The 21,026-nt window shown below is 52.5% G+C and carries 18 protein-coding genes and 2 tRNA genes; 9 read left to right on the top strand and 11 right to left on the bottom strand.

The window, feature by feature from the left end:
• The first annotated feature begins 127 nt into the window (after positions 1-127).
• The 3 genes from recA (at position 128) to FIV45_RS18885 (ending at position 5,458) form a co-directional block, all read left to right on the top strand.
• Positions 128-1,198, top strand: a complete 1,071-nt coding sequence (recA, locus tag FIV45_RS13260; protein WP_099475261.1) for a recombinase RecA — start codon at positions 128-130, stop codon at positions 1,196-1,198.
• Between the two features lie 370 nt (positions 1,199-1,568).
• Complete coding sequence (alaS, locus tag FIV45_RS13255) at positions 1,569-4,229, top strand: alanine--tRNA ligase (RefSeq protein ID WP_099475262.1); 2,661 nt, start codon at positions 1,569-1,571, stop codon at positions 4,227-4,229.
• 41 nt (positions 4,230-4,270) lie between these two features.
• The gene (locus tag FIV45_RS18885; RefSeq protein WP_165777116.1) at positions 4,271-5,458 is read left to right on the top strand and encodes a cyclic nucleotide-gated ion channel; all 1,188 of its coding nucleotides are present in this window, start codon (positions 4,271-4,273) and stop codon (positions 5,456-5,458) included.
• A 112-nt stretch (positions 5,459-5,570) separates the two neighbouring features.
• On the opposite strand, the gene FIV45_RS13245 is transcribed toward FIV45_RS18885, so the two are convergent.
• Entirely contained in the window at positions 5,571-6,785 is a 1,215-nt protein-coding gene (locus FIV45_RS13245) for an NADP-dependent isocitrate dehydrogenase (RefSeq protein ID WP_099475264.1), read from the bottom strand.
• A 212-nt stretch (positions 6,786-6,997) separates the two neighbouring features.
• Entirely contained in the window at positions 6,998-7,582 is a 585-nt protein-coding gene (locus FIV45_RS13240) for an LOG family protein (RefSeq protein WP_099475265.1), read from the bottom strand.
• Positions 7,583-7,863: 281 nt separating this feature from the next.
• Here FIV45_RS13240 and FIV45_RS13235 point away from each other — a divergent pair, with 281 nt between their 5' ends.
• Positions 7,864-8,940: a LysM peptidoglycan-binding domain-containing protein gene (locus FIV45_RS13235; RefSeq protein WP_133118623.1), complete on the top strand. Its 1,077-nt coding sequence runs from the start codon at positions 7,864-7,866 to the stop codon at positions 8,938-8,940.
• Positions 8,941-8,961: 21 nt separating this feature from the next.
• On the opposite strand, the gene FIV45_RS13230 is transcribed toward FIV45_RS13235, so the two are convergent.
• Entirely contained in the window at positions 8,962-9,417 is a 456-nt protein-coding gene (locus tag FIV45_RS13230; protein ID WP_099475267.1) for a hypothetical protein, read from the bottom strand.
• Positions 9,418-9,588: 171 nt separating this feature from the next.
• On the opposite strand from FIV45_RS13230, the gene FIV45_RS13225 reads away from it, so the two are divergent.
• The 4 genes from FIV45_RS13225 (at position 9,589) to FIV45_RS13210 (ending at position 13,826) form a co-directional block, all read left to right on the top strand.
• Positions 9,589-11,481 (top strand): ABCB family ABC transporter ATP-binding protein/permease, encoded by a 1,893-nt coding sequence (locus FIV45_RS13225; protein ID WP_235868193.1) that lies wholly within the window; start codon positions 9,589-9,591, stop codon positions 11,479-11,481.
• Positions 11,482-11,536: 55 nt separating this feature from the next.
• Positions 11,537-12,235, top strand: coding sequence for a phosphatidylserine decarboxylase (locus FIV45_RS13220; RefSeq protein ID WP_099475268.1), 699 nt, complete (start codon positions 11,537-11,539; stop codon positions 12,233-12,235).
• Positions 12,201-13,058 carry a CDP-alcohol phosphatidyltransferase family protein gene (locus FIV45_RS13215; RefSeq protein ID WP_165777117.1) on the top strand — a complete coding sequence of 286 codons (858 nt, stop codon included), beginning with the start codon at positions 12,201-12,203 and terminating at the stop codon, positions 13,056-13,058. Before FIV45_RS13220 ends, FIV45_RS13215 begins: the two co-directional genes overlap by 35 nt.
• A 108-nt stretch (positions 13,059-13,166) precedes the next feature.
• Positions 13,167-13,826, top strand: a complete 660-nt coding sequence (locus FIV45_RS13210) for a TetR/AcrR family transcriptional regulator (protein WP_099475270.1) — start codon at positions 13,167-13,169, stop codon at positions 13,824-13,826.
• A gap of 3 nt (positions 13,827-13,829) precedes the next feature.
• Here the strand turns inward: FIV45_RS13210 and FIV45_RS13205 are convergent, their stop codons facing one another.
• The 3 genes from FIV45_RS13205 to FIV45_RS13195 all read right to left on the bottom strand — a co-directional run bounded on the left by FIV45_RS13205 (position 13,830) and on the right by FIV45_RS13195 (position 16,356).
• The gene (locus tag FIV45_RS13205; RefSeq protein ID WP_099475271.1) at positions 13,830-14,366 is read right to left on the bottom strand and encodes a hypothetical protein; all 537 of its coding nucleotides are present in this window, start codon (positions 14,364-14,366) and stop codon (positions 13,830-13,832) included.
• Positions 14,367-14,541: 175 nt separating this feature from the next.
• Positions 14,542-15,951: a type I glutamate--ammonia ligase gene (gene glnA / locus FIV45_RS13200; RefSeq protein WP_099475272.1), complete on the bottom strand. Its 1,410-nt coding sequence runs from the start codon at positions 15,949-15,951 to the stop codon at positions 14,542-14,544.
• A gap of 66 nt (positions 15,952-16,017) precedes the next feature.
• The gene (locus FIV45_RS13195) at positions 16,018-16,356 is read right to left on the bottom strand and encodes a P-II family nitrogen regulator (RefSeq protein ID WP_099475273.1); all 339 of its coding nucleotides are present in this window, start codon (positions 16,354-16,356) and stop codon (positions 16,018-16,020) included.
• Between the two features lie 329 nt (positions 16,357-16,685).
• On the opposite strand from FIV45_RS13195, the gene FIV45_RS13190 reads away from it, so the two are divergent.
• A tRNA-His gene (locus FIV45_RS13190) sits at positions 16,686-16,762 on the top strand.
• A gap of 41 nt (positions 16,763-16,803) precedes the next feature.
• Here FIV45_RS13190 and FIV45_RS13185 read toward each other — a convergent pair.
• The 5 genes from FIV45_RS13185 to pbpC all read right to left on the bottom strand — a co-directional run bounded on the left by FIV45_RS13185 (position 16,804) and on the right by pbpC (position 21,023).
• Entirely contained in the window at positions 16,804-17,205 is a 402-nt protein-coding gene (locus tag FIV45_RS13185) for an Hpt domain-containing protein (protein ID WP_099475274.1), read from the bottom strand.
• Positions 17,202-17,750: a response regulator gene (locus FIV45_RS13180; protein ID WP_165777118.1), complete on the bottom strand. Its 549-nt coding sequence runs from the start codon at positions 17,748-17,750 to the stop codon at positions 17,202-17,204. The genes FIV45_RS13185 and FIV45_RS13180 overlap by 4 nt, the downstream gene beginning before the upstream one ends.
• A gap of 180 nt (positions 17,751-17,930) precedes the next feature.
• Positions 17,931-18,004: transfer RNA gene (locus FIV45_RS13175), tRNA-Gly, on the bottom strand.
• 72 nt (positions 18,005-18,076) lie between these two features.
• The gene (locus FIV45_RS13170) at positions 18,077-18,856 is read right to left on the bottom strand and encodes a formate/nitrite transporter family protein (protein ID WP_099475276.1); all 780 of its coding nucleotides are present in this window, start codon (positions 18,854-18,856) and stop codon (positions 18,077-18,079) included.
• 97 nt (positions 18,857-18,953) lie between these two features.
• Complete coding sequence (gene pbpC / locus FIV45_RS13165) at positions 18,954-21,023, bottom strand: penicillin-binding protein 1C (protein ID WP_099475277.1); 2,070 nt, start codon at positions 21,021-21,023, stop codon at positions 18,954-18,956.
• Between the last annotated feature and the right edge of the window lie 3 nt (positions 21,024-21,026).

The raw sequence follows: 21,026 nt of genomic DNA, 5'->3' as shown, positions 1-21,026 counted from the left end.
TGTACCTAATTGAAATAATCATTTTATTTCAATGCATTAAAAATGTTCTTGCCAAAAAGAACAAAATATGTACATTTGTCTGTGATTGAAACATTCCCCTGGCTATGGGATATAGAGGAGACGGACAATGTCATCAACACAATTAAAACTCGTTGGACAGGGAAATATGGATAAACAGAAGGCGCTCGACGCCGCATTAAGTCAGATTGAACGGGCCTTTGGTAAGGGCTCTGTGATGAAGCTCGGCAAGGGAGCCACCATGGAAGTGGAGGCGGTCTCTTCCGGATCTCTGGGGCTTGATATCGCGCTGGGAATCGGTGGATTGCCGAAGGGACGCGTGATTGAGGTTTATGGACCGGAAAGCTCCGGTAAAACCACGCTGGCCCTGCATGTGGCAGCGGAAGTGCAGCGTGAAGGCGGCGTTGCGGCCTTTATTGATGCGGAGCACGCGCTTGATCCGGTCTATGCCAACGCTCTCGGGGTTGATATCGACGAACTGTTGATTTCTCAGCCGGATACGGGCGAGCAGGCGCTGGAAATTGCCGATACGCTGGTGCGGTCCGGTGCGGTTGATGTTCTTATTGTCGATAGTGTGGCCGCCTTGACGCCGCGGGCGGAACTGGAAGGCGAAATGGGCGACAGTCATGTCGGCTTGCAGGCGCGGCTGATGTCTCAGGCACTGCGCAAACTCACCGGTTCGATTTCCAAATCGAAATGCATGGTGATTTTCATCAACCAGATCAGGATGAAAATCGGCGTGATGTATGGCAGCCCGGAAGTAACGGCTGGCGGTAACGCGCTGAAATTCTATGCCTCTGTACGACTTGATATTCGCCGCATCGGTGCGATCAAGGAAAAAGAGGATATCGTTGGTAATCAGACCCGGGTCAAGGTGGTGAAAAACAAAGTGGCGCCGCCGTTCAAAATGGTCGAGTTTGATATTATGTATGGTAAGGGGATTTCCAAAAACGGCGAACTGGTTGATCTGGGTGTCAAGGCCGGGGTTGTCGAAAAATCCGGGTCCTGGTACTCCTATGATAGTCAAAGAATTGGTCAGGGTCGGGAAAACGCCAAACGCTTCTTGGCGGATAATCCAGAGATGGCAGAGAAACTTGAGGCGCATATTCGGAAAAGTGAAGGTATTCTCGACAAAGTTATGCTGAAAGAAGGCATGACCCGGGATAAGGATGAGGGATAAGACGGGCTTGTCTTTGTCCTGATGAGGATTAAGAAGTTCCAACTGTCTCCGGGCGCCCTATGGGCGCCCTCTTTTTTTGACCCCGCCGCCCTATGGGCGCCCTCTTTTTTTGACCCAGCCGCCCTATGGGCGCCCTCTTTTTTTGAATAACCGTCCTATGGGCGTTGTTTGTTTGCAGCACCATCCTTTGGGGCTTGTTGCGCTTTCCTCCTTGCGGGCGAGGTCGGGAAATATTTTCAGAACGGGCGTGGGGCCATAATTTGGCGGGTTTTTTCGCTCTCCTGATAACCATCGCTAGACAGGGACTGGCGATATGGCTAAAACTCATAGAAAATATACCGTGTTTGTAATTTGTTGAAAGGGATGCGCCATGAAGGGCACAAATGAAATCCGGAAGATCTTCTTGGATTATTTCGCAGGGCAGGACCATGAGGTCGTGCCCAGTGGACCTTTGGTGCCGCAGAATGATCCGACGTTGATGTTCACCAACGCGGGTATGGTGCCTTTCAAGAATGTCTTTACCGGGGCGGAGACCCGTCCTTATGTCCGGGCGGCGTCGAGCCAGAAATGTGTTCGGGCCGGCGGCAAGCATAACGATCTGGACAATGTTGGTTATACCGCCCGTCACCATACTTTTTTCGAGATGCTGGGTAATTTTTCGTTCGGCGATTATTTTAAGGAAGACGCCATTCGGCATGCCTGGACCCTGATTACCGAACAGTATGGCATTGACCCGGATCGGCTGTTGGTGACGGTATATCATGAAGATGACGAAGCCTATGATTTATGGAAGAAGATCGCCAAATTACCGGATGAACGCATTATCCGCATCGCCACCTCGGATAATTTCTGGTCCATGGGGGATACGGGACCGTGCGGGCCCTGTTCCGAAATATTCTATGATCATGGCGCCCATATTGCCGGGGGGCCTCCGGGAAGCCCTGATGAAGACGGGGACCGCTTTGTGGAAATCTGGAACCTGGTGTTCATGCAATATGATCAGCAGGCGGATGGATCGCGTCTTGACCTGCCGAAACCCTGTATTGATACCGGTATGGGGCTGGAGCGGATCGCCGCGGTTTTGCAGGGCACCCATGACAATTATGAAACCGATCTGTTTAAACATTTGATTGAGGCCTCCGCTCAGGAAAGCGGTGTCGCGGCCTACGGCGATAAGAATATCTCGCACCGGGTGATTGCCGATCATCTGCGGTCCAGTTGTTTTCTGATTGCTGACGGGGTCTTGCCGTCCAATGAAGGCCGCGGTTATGTGTTGCGCCGGATCATGCGCCGGGGCATGCGCCATGCGCATCTGATTGGTTGCGAGAAGCCGTTGATGTACCGTCTGGTGCCGACGCTTATTCAGGAAATGGGACAGGCGTTTCCGGAACTGGTGCGGGCGGAAGCCCTGATCAGCGAAACCCTGAAGCTGGAGGAATTGCGTTTCAAGAAAACGCTGGAACGTGGCTTGCGGCTGCTGGATGATGAAGTCACCAAACTGTCCGAAGGCGGGCAACTGGACGGCGAGATTGCCTTCAAACTCTATGATACATATGGTTTCCCGCTTGACCTGACCCAGGATGCGCTCCGGACCCAGGGGTTTTCGGTCGATGAGGCGGGTTTCACGGCGGCGATGGCAAAGCAGAAGGCCGAGGCGCGCGCCGCCTGGAAGGGGTCCGGCAGTGCGGCGACCGAGGAAATCTGGTTCGAAGCCAATGAAGAGTTCGGCGCCACTGAATTTCTTGGGTATGCGACCCTGCATGCAGAGGGCAAAGTGCTGCAGATTGTCAAGGACGGCGTTAAAATTGAGCAGGCCGAGGTTGGTGATGTGGTGGAAGTTCTGACCAACCAGACACCGTTTTACGGTGAATCCGGGGGGCAAATGGGCGATGTGGGAACCCTGACCGGCACCGGCGACAGTAAGTTACGGGCGGAAGTCTCTGATACGATGAAGAAGCTCGGGAAACTTCATGTGCATCAGGCGACCGTGACGGCCGGCGCATTGGCGGTGGGCGATATTGTTGATCTGGAAGTGGAGGGCGATCACCGGGACGCGATGCGCGCCAATCACTCTGCGACCCATATCCTGCACGCGGTGCTGCGTAAACATCTTGGCGATCATGTGACCCAGAAGGGATCAATGGTTGCGGCGGACCGCCTGCGGTTTGATTTTAGCCATAACAAAGCTCTTTCACTTCAGGTAAAACACGCCATTGAACGGGAAGTCAACCGCATCATTCGTCAGAATAGCGCTGTGACAACCCAGTTGATGACTCCGGATGAAGCCATCGAGACCGGGGCAATGGCTCTGTTCGGCGAGAAATACGGTGACGAGGTCCGGGTGGTTTCCATGGGCGATATTGTGGATGCGGGGGTCAATTATTCTGTTGAACTCTGTGGCGGCACCCATGTGGCGCGGACCGGCGATATCGGGTTGCTCCGGCTTGTGGCGGAAGGCGCAGTGGCCTCTGGCGTTCGGCGTCTGGAAGCCCTGACCGGGGCGGCGGCGCTTGAATATAGTCTGCAGCAGGAAAGTCATTTACAGGACGCGGTGGCGCTGGTGAAATCGACTCCGGCGCAATTGGCCGACCGCATTGCGGCGCTGCTGGAGGACCGCAAGGCGACGGAAAAGGAAATGACCGAGCTGCGCAAGAAGGCGGCCATGGGCGGCAGCGTCGGCGGGGACGGTGCTGAAATCAAGACTGTGGGGCAGTATAAGTTCCTTGGCCGGGTGCTTGACGGGGTGCAGCCAAAAGACCTGCGTGGTTTTGCCGATGAGGCCAAGCAGCAAATCGGTTCAGGCGTGATCGCCCTGATCGCGGTCAATGACGGCAAGGCCGGAGTTTTAACAGCCGTTACCGATGACCTGAAGGGCAGCGTCAGTGCGGTTGATCTGGTGCGGGTTGGTGCCGCGGCTGTTGGCGGCAAGGGCGGCGGCGGTCGCCCCGATATGGCCCAGGCCGGTGGTCCGGACGGGGCCAAGGCGGCAGAGGCGCTTTCGGCCATTGAAGAGTTGCTGGAAACCCTATAACATCTCCCTGCATGATTAAGCCCTACGGCGCGGGAGAGGCTATGAAAAAAATACAAAAGACGTTTCGGCGCATCTTGTTCGAAGTGATTGAAATGGGTCTGAGCAGCCATCGTGCTGCCCGTCTGTTCGATCACTTTATGGTCGGCTTGATCGTGCTTAACGTCATGGCGGTCATGCTGGATACCATTCCCGCTCTTGACGCTGAATACGGTCCGGCATTTTTGGGGTTCGAAATTTTCTCCTTAGGGATTTTCACGGTGGAATATTTGCTGCGCATATGGGTCGCGGTGGAGCATCGCGCACAGCCCGAGGCGCCGGGTAAGGGCAGATTTCGGCTCAAGTTTATGACGTCGCCCCTGATGGTCATTGATTTTATCGCGATTGCCCCGTCATTGCTGTTTGCCGTCGGGGTGGATTTACGTCTGTTACGGATATTCCGCCTGTTGCGATTGTTTAAGCTGATGCGTTATTCGCCGGCGTTGGCATCACTGGGCAGTGTGCTATATGCCGAACGGCGGGCGCTGCTGGCGACTTTGATCATTGGGCTAGGCCTGGCGAGCTTTTCGGCGACGGTGATGTATAACCTTGAACGGAATGTGCAGCCGCAGGCTTTTGGCACGATTCCTGACGCGTTGTGGTGGGCGCTGGCGACACTGACGACGGTGGGATATGGCGATGTCGTGCCACTGACCGCCTGGGGGCGTCTGTTTGGTGGTGTGGTGATGATATTTGGCGTTTGTGTCTATGCTTTGCCGGTGGGGATCATTGCCTCGGGTTTTGCCAATGAAATTCACCAGCGTGATTTCGTGATCCGCTGGGGGCTTGTGGCCAATGTGCCTTTGTTTAAGGGGCTGGATGCCGGCGTTATCCGCGACATCGCCCGCAATTTAAGCTCCCGCGTGGTGGAAAAGGGCTATGTCGCCGCTACGAAAGGCAGTCGGGCCGACAAGATGTATTTGATCGTTTCGGGCAAAGTGGTGCAGAGAAATGGCGGAGATTCCATTGTCCTGGAGGAGGGCGGTTTTTTTGGCGCCAAGTCATTGATGGAGAAGACGACATATACGGCCAATTATGTCACGGCCAGCAAATGTCATTTGTTTATTCTGGACGGCAGCGAGTTTCATCATCTTCTTGATGAAAACCCCGATCTGAAGCAGCGGATTAAAGATTCATACCGTCAGATGCCGCACGAGGATTTTGGCCAGGCCGATCTGCCTGAAGATATCTAGGGGCGGGGTCTTGTCGCCAGAAACAGACAGAGCCGCCCGTTAAAAAAAATCCCGCGCTTGAAACTCTAAAGCGCGGGATCGTAATGTTTAAGCAAAAAAGTCGGTAAAGGCGTTATGCCATGGCTTTTTGCAGGTTCTCGTCAATTTTGTCGAAGAACTGCTTGGACGTCAGCCAGGCCTGATCCGGTCCGACAAGAAGCGCCAGATCCTTGGTCATGTAACCGCTTTCAACGGTTTCGACACAAACCCGCTCCAGAGTAGACGCAAAGTTGGCCAGTTCTTCATTGCCGTCCAGTTTGGCGCGATGATTGAGGCCACCGGTCCAGGCAAAGATCGACGCGATCGGGTTGGTGGATGTTTCCTTGCCCTGCTGATGCATGCGGTAGTGACGGGTGACGGTACCATGGGCGGCTTCGGCTTCGACCACGGACCCATCCGGTGTCATCAGGGCTGACGTCATCAGGCCGAGGGAACCAAAGCCCTGGGCCACGGTGTCGGACTGCACGTCGCCGTCATAGTTTTTACAGGCCCAGACGAATTTACCGTTCCATTTCATGGCGCAGGCGACCATGTCATCAATCAGACGATGTTCGTAGGTGATGCCGGCTTCCGCAAACTTGGCCGCGAATTCGGCCTGGTAAATTTCCTCGAACAGATCCTTAAAGCGGCCATCATAGGCCTTCAGGATGGTGTTCTTGGTGCTCAGGTAAACAGGCCAGCCGCGCTTCAGGCCGTAATTCAAGGACGCACGGGCAAAATCGCGGATGCTGTCATCCAGGTTATACATGGCCATGGCCACGCCTGAACTTTCGAAGTTGAAAACTTCATGTTCGATGGCTTCACCGCCATCTTCAGGCTGGAATTTGATGGTCAGTTTACCGGCGCCGGGTACCTTGAAGTCGGTGGCGCGATATTGGTCGCCGAACGCGTGGCGACCGATGACAATCGGGTCAGTCCAGCCAGGCACCAGACGTGGTACGTTGGAACAAATGATCGGCTCACGGAAGACGGTGCCGCCCAGAATGTTACGGATCGTACCGTTCGGCGAACGCCACATTTTTTTCAGGCCGAATTCTTCAACGCGTTGCTCATCAGGGGTGATGGTGGCGCATTTGACGCCGACGCCATACTGTTTGATGGCGTTTGCCGCATCAATGGTGATCTGGTCGTCGGTTTCATCGCGTTTTTCGATGCCGAGGTCATAATATTTCAGATCAATATCAAGATAAGGGTGAATAAGCTTGTCTTTAATCCACGCCCAGATGATGCGTGTCATTTCATCGCCGTCGAGTTCGACAACAGGATTTTCTACTTTAATTTTAGCCATAATGACCCCTTAATGTAACAGCGGCACGGAAAATCTGTGCCTGGGTTTCAGGAATATACAATGAGGTTTGGCGCCTCTCATTCCCATCGTGAATATGCGCGTGATGCGCCATATGATGCGTTTTTTAGCTTATTTTATGATTCTGGCTGCAAACTAGCATTGCTGCACTGCAATGTGAAGAGCAGAAACACGGCTCAGGTACGATTCTTCGACTAAATCAGTGTGTTTTTGGTTTCCTGATTAATTTCCGGCAGAGATTTCAGGTACGGCACCACCTCGGTCACGCTGCTGACCACATGAAACAGGCCGCGGGTGGCGGGGCTGGTGAATTCTTCCGTGATGCAGTTATCGATCAGGGTGAGAAGAGGGTCCCAATAGCCATCGACATTGACGATCACAATTGGTTTGGCGTGCAATTGCAGCTGTTTCCAGGTGATGACTTCAATGGTTTCGTCCAGGGTACCTATGCTGCCGGGCAGGGCGACGAAGGCGTCTGAATGATCAAACATCATCCGTTTGCGGTCATGCATGTTATCGACGACGTAAAAATCCGTGGCGTCTTTGAGGCCGACTTCCTCCTCGTCAAGATGTTGTGGAATAATGCCTGTGACCATACCGCCAGCGGTCATGACGCTGTTGGCGATGACTCCCATCAATCCGACATTGCCGCCGCCGTAAACCAGACGGATTTTTTCGGCGGCCAGCAGTTCCCCGAACTCTTTCGCCATTTTGCTGAACCGGCCATTGCGTCCTGGTCGAGAGCCGCAATAAACGCAGATAGAATTGATGTGTGCCATTTTTAAGTAGTGCCCTTTATGGTTTATGTGTGATAGTGCTCCGGGAAGGAATTTGGTTAATCATTGAGGAAAGTCACAGTTTTGACAAGGTTTGTTCTTATTCATGTCCTTAAGAGTAAAGCATATTTGATGATGAATAAACGATAAAGCAGGACCGATTTTAAATTGATACTGACATTTGTAACGCGATGCAGTATATATTCCTGCGTTTTTTAAATAAATAGCCTGCGTTTTTTCTTGAAACCTATAGGCTTTTCTTAATTTTCGGATTTGGTGAGTAATTGACTGAGCAACAATCGAAGAATTCCTTCAAGCGGGAAAAAAACGGATCAGACTGGGTGTTAAGAGCCAGCTTGGGACTTCTTGCTGTAGTTGCGATCACAGCCGTGGCCTGGATCCTGTTCTTTGCCGAGGACGGGGCCCGGGATTTCTTCCGGTCAGAACCCGTTGCCCCGACGGTTGTCGAGACACCATCGAAAGATAATAACACCACGGCGCAGGAACCGGTCAGCACCATTCTGCCCAGTTTTGATGTGGTGCGGATCAGCCGCAATGGCACTGGCGTGATCGCCGGACGGGCGGAACCCAATAGCGATATTTTCATTTATGCCCGCGACAAGGAAATCGGTTCTGCCGTCGCGGACCGCAATGGCGAATGGGTGCTCCTGTTTGATAATCCGTTGCCGAGCGGACCAACGGAACTTAGTTTGAAATCGCGGATGCCGGGCAAATTCGAAGTGTTTTCCAGTGATGTGGTCATTGTCGCGGTCCCAGAGCGGGATGAAGAACGGTTCCTTGAAGATGAGACAAGTGGGGTTATTGCGATTTTAAGCCCGCGGATGGGCGGTGGCCCGACACGGGTTCTGCAAAAGCCTCGGCTGGTGAACTTCAGTGATATGGCGAAGGGATTGTCGCTGGATTCCCTGGACTATGACGGGGTGTCAAATGTGATCATTTCGGGAACCGCGGCCAGCAATTCCCGGGTACGGCTTTATATGGACAATGCATATCTTGCCGATGTCACCGCATCGGAAGAAGGGAGCTGGTCCCACACGTTTGATAAGACTCTGGACGATCAGGAACATGTTATCCGTATTGACCAGTTATTGGACGGCGATGATGTGGAGGTGCGGATTGAACAGCCCTTTACCCGTGGTGTGGCATTGGATAATGCACGCGCCAAAGGGGAAGTGATTGTCCGGCCAGGCAACAGCCTGTGGCATATCGCCCGCCGGCTATATGGATCCGGGTTTCATTATACGCTGATTTTTGGCGCCAACAAGACGCAGATCAAAGACCCGAATTTGATTTATCCCGGGCAGAAATTCGCATTGCCGAAGCCGCCGGCCTCGGAATAAGCCTTCCTGCCGGGAATTCCCTTAGGCGGAAATGGATTTATGAATATCTTTCAGATCTTCCTGCAGGTCGAGCAGGGTCAGGGTGATGACTTCCATCAGCCGCCGGGCGCTGACGCTGCCGGTGAATTCCGTGAGCAGGATCATCTGGATCTGACTGCTGGTTGACAGGCTGTATTCACCCTTCATAAACAGGGGAGTGAAGGTGGTGATCAATGTTCTGCGGCGTTCTTTGTTTTCTGCACTGAACGGGATGTAGCCCAGGTTTGCCACCAAATTCAGGGAGGATTTCTGGCCGTTCTGTGATGGAAGAACCTGTCCGGCGAAATGAATGCCATGCCAGTCAAATTTAAAATGAGCGGGAAGCTGAATACTGTTTCCGGTTACATTATGTGCAATTTCCGTGAGCAAATCATCAAGATTCAGCAGGTTGGTTTTTTCAGTCGCCGAGGTCTTGTCTGGTTTAATGGCTGCGGTCACGTGCTTTTCCCGAACTTAAATACAATCGAAATCGATCCGTCAAATGTGAATGAAGACGGCTTCTCTTGAATATTATGATGAGAGACTTAAAATACTGTAAATGTTTCCCATATCTGTATAGTTAGTCAGTTATGGCATAAAAAAACAGAATGAAATCATCAGGGAAAATCAGTGGCGCACCATACATCTTCCAACCAAACCGACCCCAAAACTGCTGCCGAGGACGGAAGCGAAAACCATTGGCATACCATCAAAAGCCTGCTGCCCTTCGTCTGGATGAAGGGGCGCTGGGATTTGCGGACCCGGGTGGTTTTCGCGATGATCTTTCTGGTGACGGCAAAACTGATTGGCATTTATGTCCCGTTCCTGTTTAAGGATGCGGTGGATGCCCTGACTCCGAATTTTCAGGCCGATGCAAAGGCCGTGGTGCTTGTCCTGCCGGTTGCTGTGGTGCTGGGCTATGGTCTGGCGCGGATCATGAGCCTGTTTTTTGGCGAAATCCGGGATGCGGTGTTCGCCAAGGTGGGGCAGAATGCCCTGCGCAATGTTGCGCTGAACACCTTTCGTCATTTGCATAATTTATCCCTGAGTTTCCATATGGAGCGTAAAACCGGGGGGCTTAGTCGTGTGATCGAGAGAGGGACCCGCGGGATTGATTTTCTGTTGCGGTTTATGCTGTTCAATATTTTACCGACCTTGCTGGAAATTGTTCTGATCACGGCGGTCTTCTGGACGAAGTTTGGTTTTCTCTACGCTCTGGTTACCTTCGGGTGTCTGGTCAGTTATATCTTTTTCACCATTTACATCACCGATTGGCGGCTGAAATTCCGCCGGGAAATGAACAAGCAGGATACCGACGCCAATACCAAGGCGATCGACAGTTTGCTTAACTTTGAAACAGTGAAATATTTCACCAATGAAGCACATGAAGCGCGCCGTTATGATGTGGCGCTGGCAAAATTTGAAAAGGCGTCGGTGCGCAGCCAGGCGTCACTGGCACTGCTCAATGTTGGGCAGAGTATTATCATTTCAGCAGGTTTGGTGATTGTATTGCTGATGGCGGGGCAAGGGGTGGTTGATGGTCGTTTCACCATCGGTGAATTCGTGCTGGTGAATTCGTTGTTGATCCAGATTTATATGCCGCTGAATTTTCTCGGCTTTGTTTACCGGGAGATTAAACAGGCCCTGGTGGATATGGAAAAAATGTTCGGGATGATCCGACAGCAATCCGATATTAATGATGCGCCGGATGCCGCGACGCTGAAGATCAATGGCGGGGCGGTGGAATTTGAAAATGTGTCTTTTCATTACGCGGAAAATAGGAAAATCCTGAAGGATGTTTCCTTTACGGTTGATGCCGGAACCACCACCGCGATTGTCGGGGCCAGCGGCGCCGGGAAATCAACGATTTCGCGCATTCTGTTCCGTTTTTATGATATCACGGCGGGGCGGATACTGGTGGATGGCCAGGATATAAAAGACGTCACCCAAAAAAGCCTGCGTCAGCAAATCGGCGTCGTGCCACAGGATACGGTGCTGTTTAATGACACGATTCGCTATAACATCCGCTATGGCCGCCCGGACGCCACCGATGAAGAAGTCGAGAACGCGGCCAGGCATGCCCAGATCCATGATTTCGTCATGGGCCTGCCCGAAGGATATGACAGCGAAGTCGGTGAACGCGGCCTAAAACTATCAGGCGGAGAAAAGCAGCGGGTGGCGATTGCCCGCACGATTCTGAAGGATCCTGCGATCCTGTTGCTGGATGAGGCGACCTCCGCGCTGGACAGCGAAACGGAACTTGGTATTCAGCAGGCGCTGGAAAAGATTTCCGAGAGCCGTACGACGATCGTGATTGCCCATCGCCTGTCGACCATTGTCAATGCCAATGAGATTATCGTTCTGGATGCGGGTGAAATTGTTGAGCGCGGCACCCACGATGATCTTCTGACACGCAAGGGCGCCTATTTCAGCATGTGGCAGAAACAAAAAGAAGCCACAGCCGTGTTGCAAAAACTGGAAGAACTGGATGAGTTGCCTTCGAAGCTTGATAAAAAAGTTTGATGAACGGCACCGACTGCATTACAAATAGCAGATAAATAAAGAATTGGATAATGTCATGGATAACATACCTGCCGTAATTGGCTATTTTCATAAAGAAGGTCATAAATTTATCTTGGGATTTGGGGCGGTCACTGTCCTTTTTTATCTTCTGGGTATTGATCTTCTGGGGGCGCTTGGCCTTCTTCTGACCATTTGGTGTGCTTATTTCTTTCGTGATCCGCAGCGGGTTACACCGATTAAGGAGGGCCTGGTCGTCAGCCCGGCCGATGGTGTCGTGCAATCCGTCTGTGCGGCGGTGCCGCCTCAGGAACTGGGGCTTGGCGAAGAAGCCCGCACGCGGGTCAGTATTTTCATGAATGTTTTTGATGTGCATGTTAACCGGGTGCCGATTGATGGGACGATTCTCAAACAGGTATATACGCCGGGCAAATTCCTCAATGCATCACTTGAAAAAGCCAGTGTGGATAATGAGCGTCATGCCCTGCTGCTGAAATCCAAGACGGACAAGGAATATGCCTTTGTACAGATCGCCGGCCTTGTGGCGCGGCGGATTTTGTGTTGGGCGGAAGATGGCAAAGACTATAAGGCCGGCGAACGGTTTGGTCTGATCCGTTTCGGCAGCCGGGTTGATGTTTATCTGCCCAAGGGTGTTCATTCCATGGTTGCTGTCGGACAGCGCGCAGTTGCGGGTGAAACTGTGATTGCCAATGAGAAAACCAATGAACGGGATCGCGAAGGCGAAATCCGCACCTGAACCCCGTCCTGAAAGCCATATTATGCCCAACCTGAACAACCGACATATCTTTCCCTTGCGCAGCCTGGTGCCGAATGCGATTACCGTTTTGGCGATTTGTGCGGGCATGTCGGCCATGCGCTTCGCTATACTGGGGCGCTGGGAAGGGGCCGTTCTGGCAATTCTGATCGCCGGGGTTCTTGACGGTCTTGATGGCCGGATGGCCCGGTTGTTGAAAGGCTCTTCCCGTTTTGGTGCAGAACTGGACTCCCTTTCCGATATTGTCAGCTTTGGTGTGGCGCCCGCCGTGATCCTTTACAGCTGGACATTGCGGGATGTGAAGGGTGTTGGTTGGCTATTGGCGTTGATTTTCACCATTTCCATGGCGCTTCGTCTGGCGCGGTTTAATACCATGAGCCAGAATGAAGGCCAGAACGCCGAGGAAAAGCGCGATTACTTTACCGGAATTCCCGCCCCGGCCGCGGCCGCCCTGGCGTTATGGCCGATGATCCTGTATTTCCTGACGGATATTGCGTTTTTCAAGGACCCGGTATTTTGTGTGATCTACCTCGGGATTATCGCGGCCCTGACCGTGAGCAGTCTGCCGACGTTTTCCTTTAAAAAAATGTCGATCAAACGGGATTACGTGTTGCTCTATTTGCTGGGGATTGCCATTTTTGCGACCATGCTGGTGACCCATGTCTGGGCCACCATGTCTGTTGTGGGCCTTGCTTACATTGCAACCATTCCTATGGCTTATATTCATCATCGCAGACGTTTTCGGACGTCGCCTGAAGTGCAGGGCGACGAACAGGATGACGAACAGGATAAGCCACCCGCCTGACTTTTATCCCCGCCCAAGCCATCTAGTTGAAGAAACAACTTGCGCTTAGCTATATCTAAACGTATGTTTTAAACGGTGGTAACTTATTGTCAGGTGGGTATAAAAATAATGAAACCAAAAAAAAATATACGGGGGGATGCGAAAGAACGCATTCTGGATGTGTCGGAAAAACTTTTCGCGGAAGGTAGTTATGCAAGCGTTTCTGTGCGTACCGTTACGACAGAGGCCAAGGTTAATCTATCCGCAGTGAATTATTATTTCGGGTCAAAGCAGGGGTTGTTTCAGGCGGTGTATGTCCGTCGGGCGAAGCAGATGAACCACGAACGTCTATGCCTGCTGGCGAAGGCCGAGGAGCAGTCCAGGGCCGAAGGCCGCGATGTGACGCTGAAGGAAATTCTTGGCGCCATTTTAACGCCCCCGATCTTCTGGCTTTATGACCAGGAAATGGGATTGTCAGGGTATATCCGGTTTCTGGCGCGGGCCTATCTCGAAGAAGCCAGTGACATGAATCATGTGTTGCGGCAGGAAGTGGATGTCTTTGACAGGTTTGTGCCTTATCTGCAAAAGATAAATCCGGGGTTGAGCGTGGAGGATATCTACTGGGATATTCATTTCACCATGGGGACAATGCATCACACGATCAATCATCTCGACCGGATCAGCCTGTTATCCCATAAGGCCTGTAAAGTGGGGACGCGAGAGCAAACCCGGGATCGTCTGGTGAATTTCTGCGCCAAAGGTTTTGCCGGACAAGCGAACGCGGGCTAGAAATCAGCCGAACAGGTCATCAATGGTACTCTGGTCGAGATCTTCGCCGTCGAGGCTGGATTCATTGTCATCGAAATAATGATCGATGCTGTCCTGCTGTGTCATATGTTTTTCGCCATTGATGATGCAGCCGCATTTCTCAATCAGGTCGCGCATTTTCGGAGTATACTGGCTGATCACGCTCTGCAGTTGATCAGTGTCTTGACGTTCCAGGCAGGTCTCTGCCTGCTGAATGGTTTTAAGGACAAGGCTGTCCATTTCATTGACCGTGGCTTCAAACGGCAAACGGTATTCAGCGGGGGCATGTTCAAAGGCTTCTATGGCCAGATCTTTTTCCGTGAACACACTGTCAGCGAAATGCTCCTGATAGCTTTTGGGAACCCACTCCTTAATGTCTTCCAGGCAATCGGGCATAGTGGGCAACATGTCAATGAGCATGTGAACTTCATTGAAATGGTTTAGATAATCCGTGGCCAGCAGGGTTTGCGCATTTATGTTCTTGCCCTGCACCTTATCAATATAGCTGTTATAACTTGTCAAATTACCCGTCTTTATTATCTGGCCCTGGGGGCTTTTCTTTTATTACGTTGCGGAATTGGAGCTTTCCAAGCCCCATCTTTAACGGAAATATTTAACATTTGTCTAATAAAAGCTATATTTTGCCATAAAAAAAATCCCCAGCCCGAAGGCTGGGGATGTAACGGGCATCTGTGTATTATACAGAATAATACAGCTGGAATTCTTTCGGGTGAGGCAATACCCGAACCGCGTCAACTTCTTCCTGTTTAAGGTCGATATAGGCGTCAATCTGGTCATCAGAGAAGACATCGCCTTTTTTCAGGAATTCCCGATCAGCATCCAGAGCCGCTAGGGCTTCTTCAAGTGAGGCCGCTACGGTCGGCACCTCTTTCAGCTCTTCCGGTGGCAGGGCATAGAGATCTTTGTCCATGGCGTCGCCAGGGTGGATTTTATTCTCGATGCCGTCAAGGCCTGCCATCATCATGGCAGCAAAGGCCAGATACGGGTTGGCTGTTGGATCCGGGAAGCGGATTTCAACACGCTTGCCTTTCGGGCTGGTGCTGTATGGAATACGGCAGGATGCGGACCGGTTGCGGGCGGAATAGGCCAGCAGAACCGGGGCTTCAAAGCCGGGCACCAGACGCTTGTAGCTGTTGGTGGAAGCATTGGTGAAGGCGTTCAGCGCCTTGGCATGTTTGATGATGCCGCCAATATAATACAGCGCCATGTCGGACAGGTCTGCATAGCCGCTTCCGGCGAAAAGAGGCTCGCCATCTTTCCAGATGGACATGTGGGTGTGCATGCCTGAACCGTTATCTTCTGCAACAGGTTTTGGCATGAAGGTGGCAGTCTTGCCATGTTCATGGGCGACCTGATGAGTGACGTATTTGTTGATCTGTACCCGGTCAGCGGTCTGAACGAGGGTGCCGAACATCATGCCAAGCTCATGCTGTGACGGGGCCACTTCATGATGGTGTTTGTCCATCGGCAGGCCGAGTTCTTTCATGATGGTGACCATTTCACCGCGAATGTTGCAGCAGGTGTCAACCGGGGCAACGGGGAAGTAGCCGCCTTTGACACCGGGACGGTGGGCCGGGTTGCCGAATTCTTCCTGGCGATCGGAGTTATACGGGCCTTCGACATCGTCGAGAGAATAGGAGGAGCCGTTATAGCTAACCTTGAATTTCACGTCGTCAAACATGAAAAATTCAGGTTCTGGACCAAAATAGGCGGTATCGCCAATGCCGGTATATTTGAGGTATTCTTCCGCGCGCTGGGCGATGGAGCGGGGATCGCGGCCATAACCTTCTCCGGTTGCCGGATCAACGATCGAGCAGAAAAGAACCATCGTTGGATGATCCATGAAAGGATCCATGGTGATATGGCTGGTATCTGGCATCAGAATCATGTCGGATTCATTAATAGCTTTCCAGCCGGAAATGGAGGAACCGTCAAACATGACGCCTTCTTCCAGCATATCCTCGTCCATGACGCTGGCATCCATCGTAAGATGCTGCCATTTGCCTTTTGGGTCGGTGAACCGCAGATCAACGAAGGCAATATCTTTTTCTTTAATCATTTCAAGAACGGTATTTACATCAGACATTTTTTCTTTTCCCGATAAATTGGAGAATAACAAAGGTATTATATAGAGTTAAGGAGGTTTTCCGCCTTAAATGGCATCATCGCCGGTTTCTCCGGTGCGGATGCGGATGGCTTCCTCAACGGTGCTGACAAAGATCTTGCCGTCACCGATGCGGCCGGTTTTCGCCGCGACCTGAATGGCCTCGATGGCCCGTTCCACCAGGTCATCGCTGAGAACGATTTCAATTTTAACCTTGGGCAGGAAATCCACGACATACTCTGCCCCGCGATAGAGTTCGGTATGGCCTTTCTGGCGGCCAAATCCTTTGGCTTCTGTCACGGTAATGCCGGACAGGCCAACTTCATGAAGGGCTTCTTTGACTTCATCAAGCTTGAAGGGCTTGATGATGGCTTCGATTTTTTTCATCGTTCTGGTTTACCTTAAAACTTTAAAATTAATTCACGCGAATTTTCGTAAGATTTCCATTTATGATCTCTATATAAGCATAATTCGTGCCAGTTTTTAAGGAGGGCAGTTTTCCGTCGATAATCAAATTTGTTTCTGATGTTTTTTAGGCGTATGACTAAAAAATATGCTAGTATTGATTAAAAAATAGGCAGATTAAGGCTTTGTGAAGAGAAGCCAAGGTTGTGAGCGGAAAAAATAAGTTCTGGGAAAAAGATTATTGTAAAAGACAAAATCTTCTCTTGACGCTGTGGCAAAGGGAACGTAAAAGAGCCTCACTTATACCTATGGCGGGTGTAGCTCAGTTGGTTAGAGCGCCAGATTGTGATTCTGGAAGTCGCCGGTTCAATCCCGGTCACTCGCCCCATTTCCCTTTCGATGATTGCTCCCTCAAATTCCACATTCAGGTTACTGTTCCTTGATATGTTTGAGGGTCGCTTCTATATGAAGCAAAAGCGTCACGGCGGCTTCACACTCCGTTTTGATTTTCTCCGTCAGGATCCGGTCGAAACTCTCGAGAAAAAGATCGTTCACCTGTATTTTTATACCCTCCTCCTTCTGTTTATTGAGCAGCCGTTTGAGCCATCCGGCAACTTCGGTCGCCAAAGACCAGCCAAAGGTTCCTGCCTGCCCCTGGATCAGGTCAGTGGTTCGTATCGCCTGTGCCAGGTCCTGGGAGTCAAGCGCGGCTCTTAGTTGCTCAATCAGGGCAGCCAGTTTTTCGCCATAGCCAACGCTTTCAGCGTCTAGAAAATTTTGTGCCCGCAGAATCATCTCACGTTGCTGGAGGGTATGTTGATTTTTGCTCATGGGGTTGTCTCCTGTGGCGGAAGCGGGGGTTTTTCTGTATCTTCCAGAATGACTTCTTCCGTCCGACGTTTTTCTTTCACGTCTCCGTCCCGGTTTATTCTGCGCCGGCGATCAGGGCCGGTATAAACGTCGCAAAAAATAAAAGGACGTGGATTGAATAATGCATTGCCCAGCTTACTCATAACCTGTTCCGGGGAAATGGGCTTGGCCAGAACTTCAGTGACGCCGGTGTCTCTGGCCGTGAGAATGGACCGGAGGCCGGTAAAGGCGGTACAAAGGATAATTGGTATCTTGCGCTTTTGATCATCCTGGGATTTACGAACATATTCAACCAGATTCATACCGTTATCAGCGCTGATCAGGTTGTCAACGAAGACACAATCAAATGTCCGGTTCTGGAGTGATTTTATGGCCTCGTCCGTAGAGGCGGTCAGGCTGATATGTCCAATGTTGAAAATTTCAAGAATGGAACGAAGTATGCCTGCCATATACCGATCATCATCCAGAATCAGTATTTTTTTGTTGTGAAATGTTTCTTCAGTCACGGGGGTCCTCATACACGAACATTATTTTATCCTTAAAGAAAATGAGTATAGGATACCGGATGCAAACGAAAGGTTAATGGGGGCGATCTTAAAAGCAAGAGTTTGTATGATTTGTTTTAGGCAGAAAATATCGCTGGTCAGGGTGAGATGAGGTTGCCGCCGTTGGTGCGTTGAAGAGGTTGGAGCGGGTGAAGGGAATCGAACCCTCGTCTAAAGCTTGGGAAGCTTTCGTTCTACCATTGAACCACACCCGCATAACCGATGTGAAGACAGATCAATAGCCTGTTCGCACAGGCATTGCAATAGTTATGACGCACCGTCCAGTGTTAATCTTTTTTGGGAAAAAGAGGGTTGGAAGTCAGATAGTAGGCGACGCCGATAAAACCCGCACCGCCGATGATATTGCCCACCGAAACCCAGAGAAGATTATAAAGACCGCCCATCAGGGTGACGCTCTCCGGATGATGGCCCAGCATGGATATGGTGAAGACAGTCATATTGGCGATGCCATGTTCGAAGCCGGCGGCGACAAAAGCAAACAGGCACCAGAAAATAAGGATGCATTTTGCCGTATCGCTTTTGGTTTTTGTCGACATCCAGATGGCGAGGCAGATCAGCCAGTTACAGATAATGGAGCGGGAGAGAAGTTCAATAATGCTGCTGTTCATTTTGGCCGCCGCCAGACTGTGCACTAGGCTGGTCGGGTCTTCAGCCCAGCCGCCCCCGCCGCCGAGCATAAACAGAATCGACAGCATCAGTGCCCCGAACAGATTGCCGTACCAACAGATGATCCAATCCAGAATAACCGTTGTGGCCCGTACTTTGCGATAGAAGAACCCGAAGGTCATATACATGGTATGGCCGGAAAATAATTCGGCGCCGGCGAAAACTATCAAGGTCAGGGTAATGCCGAAGAAGCACCCCATAATCAGTTTCCGGGATGAGGGCTCGGCCTCATTACCCAAGGTGAGGATCAGGATAATGCCGATGCCGACATAAGCGCCGGCCATCATGGTGGAAATAAAGAATCCCAATGGATTCTGCTTCAGATGTTCAATTTTCCGGACGGCAATGTCTGAAAAATGCCGCGTATTATCCTGGTGCAAAAGTTAACCTCTTAAAGAATATACTGTGAAACTATCCCAACGCTAAGACTAAGGGTGTCTCCCGTCAAAAAATTGACGGATGTCAAACTTCGCACATTTACTGGATTTTTATATCGGCGGTCACCCGGCGGCCAAGGGCGTCGATCAGGGTGATTTCGCTAAAGCCCGCCCCATCCGGACGCCAGGAAATTTTGCGCGACCAGCGTTTTTGCGGCAGGGGCGTGCCATTGACCACCCAGGTGAAAGGTCGTTTGCCGCCCGTGGCCTCGAAGGTCAGGCTTCGTCCCTCTTGCGGTAGCGTAAGCAGGCTGCCAGTGAGCGGATAGGTGATTTGCGGTGGGGGACTTTTCCGGGCCCAGTGGTGACGGCTGCCCAGCCGGTCAAGGCGTTGCAAGGCCGGGGGAAGTTCCGCCCATCTGTCCGCGGCGGGATGGTCAAGATGCGCGCCAGGAGCGTCTGGCAACCGGTCAAAGACGCGGAACAGGAAAGGGGCGGCGGCGCTGGCCCCGAACAGCCCCGGCACCGGTGCGCCGTCCGGGCGGCCGATCCAGACGCCGACCGTGTAATCGCGATTATACCCGATGGCCCAGGCGTCGCGGAACCCATATGACGTGCCGGTTTTGTAGGAGATATCCCGCCGGGTTGGCATCACGCCTTCTTCTATCATGCCCGCCGGGGCCCGCACCCCGCGCAGGATTTTCGCCAGCTGGATGCGGCTTTTCTCGTCAAGGAAAGGGGGTTTATCCGAATAAGGTGGGCTGTTCTTGTCAAAAGAGAGTGGCTGCAGGCGGCCATCGCCGGCCAGCGCGGCATAGGTGGCGACCAGCTCATCCAGACGGCTGCCCACCCCGCCAAGGGCGACGGCAAGTCCGGCTTTCTGGCTGAGCCCCGGCAGGGCGAGGGTGAGACCTTCGCGGCGCAGGCTTTCGACAAAGCGGGTCGGGCCGATGCGTTCCAGTGCGATCACCGCCGGGACGTTAAGGGACAGTTGCAGCGCATCCGTCAAGGTTACATCACCGTAATGGGTATCCTCGAAATTCTTCGGCTGATAATCGCCAAAAGCGGTGGGCGCGTCATGGATCAGGCTTAACGGATGGGCAAGCCCGCGATCCAGCGCCATGCCGTAAATCATCGGTTTCAGCGTTGATCCGGGAGATCGGACCGCCTGCGCCATATCGACATAACCGTCCGTTGACTCGGCACTGAAATGAGCCGAGCCGACATAGCTTACCACCTGGCGGCTTTTGTTTTCCACGACGACCACGGCGGCGGTGGCCCCCTCGGGCAGCTTGGTCAGGTAACGGGCGAGGGCGTCTTCGTTCCAGCGTTGCAGGTCACCGTCGATGCTGCTGACAATGCGGGAGGACCTTGCCGCCTGTTTCAGCCGGTTGGCCAGATGGGGGGCGGTTTGCGGCAGGGGATAGGTCTGTGTACTGATTGGCTCCTTCAGGGCTAGGTCAATCACGTCTGGGGCAAAGGCCTTGCTGTCGCGAATACGCTGCAGGATCTTATCCCGGGCGGCGCGGGCACGGGTCGGATGGCGGTCAGGCCGGGTGAAGCTCGGCGACTGAGGCAGGGCGACCAGCAGGGCGGCTTCCCCGGCGGTGAGCTGTGACGGAGGGCGATTGAAATAGCCGAGGCTTGCGGCCCGCACCCCCTCGCGATTGCCGCCAAAGGGCGCAAGGGTGAGATAGATCGACAGGATTTCGCGTTTGCTATATGTGATTTCCAGCTGCACGGCGCGGAACATCTCGATCAGTTTGGCAGAAAATGTCCGGTCCCGTGGTTCGAGCAGGCGCGCCGCCTGCATGGTCAGGGTCGAGGCGCCGGAGACGACATGGCCCGACCTGATTGCCTGTCCCGTTGCCCGGATTAGCGCCAGCGGATCGACGCCGACATGGCTGTAAAACCGCTGGTCCTCATAGGCGATCAGCATCTTGATGTAATTGGGATCGACGTCCTCGGGACGGGTGGCGAGCCGCAGGTAGCCATCGGCGCTGAGATACTGACGCAGGGGTTGGCCTGTTCTGTCCACCACTTCTGTCGAGAGGCTGTGATAGCGACTGAGATCAAGCGGGTAGGCGATATGGAGAATGGCCAGCAGCAGGACAGGCAGTAGAATGCCCGCCCCGCCGATGATCCATTTTCGTGTCGCACGCTTCATCATGAC

It is taken from the genome of Paremcibacter congregatus (assembly GCF_006385135.1).
GTDB lineage: Bacteria > Pseudomonadota > Alphaproteobacteria > Sphingomonadales > Emcibacteraceae > Paremcibacter > Paremcibacter congregatus.
This window is presented reverse-complemented; position numbering and strand designations above follow the sequence as displayed.

Coding starts and splice junctions, on each gene's coding strand:
- FIV45_RS13240 (WP_099475265.1), bottom strand. CDS start 7,582: ATGGCACACATCAATTCTATCTGCGTTTATTGCGGCTCTCGACCAGGA.
- glnA (WP_099475272.1), bottom strand. CDS start 15,951: ATGTCTGATGTAAATACCGTTCTTGAAATGATTAAAGAAAAAGATATT.
- recA (WP_099475261.1), top strand. CDS start 128: ATGTCATCAACACAATTAAAACTCGTTGGACAGGGAAATATGGATAAA.
- FIV45_RS13210 (WP_099475270.1), top strand. CDS start 13,167: ATGAAACCAAAAAAAAATATACGGGGGGATGCGAAAGAACGCATTCTG.
- FIV45_RS18885 (WP_165777116.1), top strand. CDS start 4,271: ATGAAAAAAATACAAAAGACGTTTCGGCGCATCTTGTTCGAAGTGATT.
- pbpC (WP_099475277.1), bottom strand. CDS start 21,023: ATGATGAAGCGTGCGACACGAAAATGGATCATCGGCGGGGCGGGCATT.
- FIV45_RS13220 (WP_099475268.1), top strand. CDS start 11,537: ATGGATAACATACCTGCCGTAATTGGCTATTTTCATAAAGAAGGTCAT.
- FIV45_RS13185 (WP_099475274.1), bottom strand. CDS start 17,205: ATGAGCAAAAATCAACATACCCTCCAGCAACGTGAGATGATTCTGCGG.
- FIV45_RS13215 (WP_165777117.1), top strand. CDS start 12,201: ATGAACGGGATCGCGAAGGCGAAATCCGCACCTGAACCCCGTCCTGAA.
- FIV45_RS13245 (WP_099475264.1), bottom strand. CDS start 6,785: ATGGCTAAAATTAAAGTAGAAAATCCTGTTGTCGAACTCGACGGCGAT.
- alaS (WP_099475262.1), top strand. CDS start 1,569: ATGAAGGGCACAAATGAAATCCGGAAGATCTTCTTGGATTATTTCGCA.
- FIV45_RS13195 (WP_099475273.1), bottom strand. CDS start 16,356: ATGAAAAAAATCGAAGCCATCATCAAGCCCTTCAAGCTTGATGAAGTC.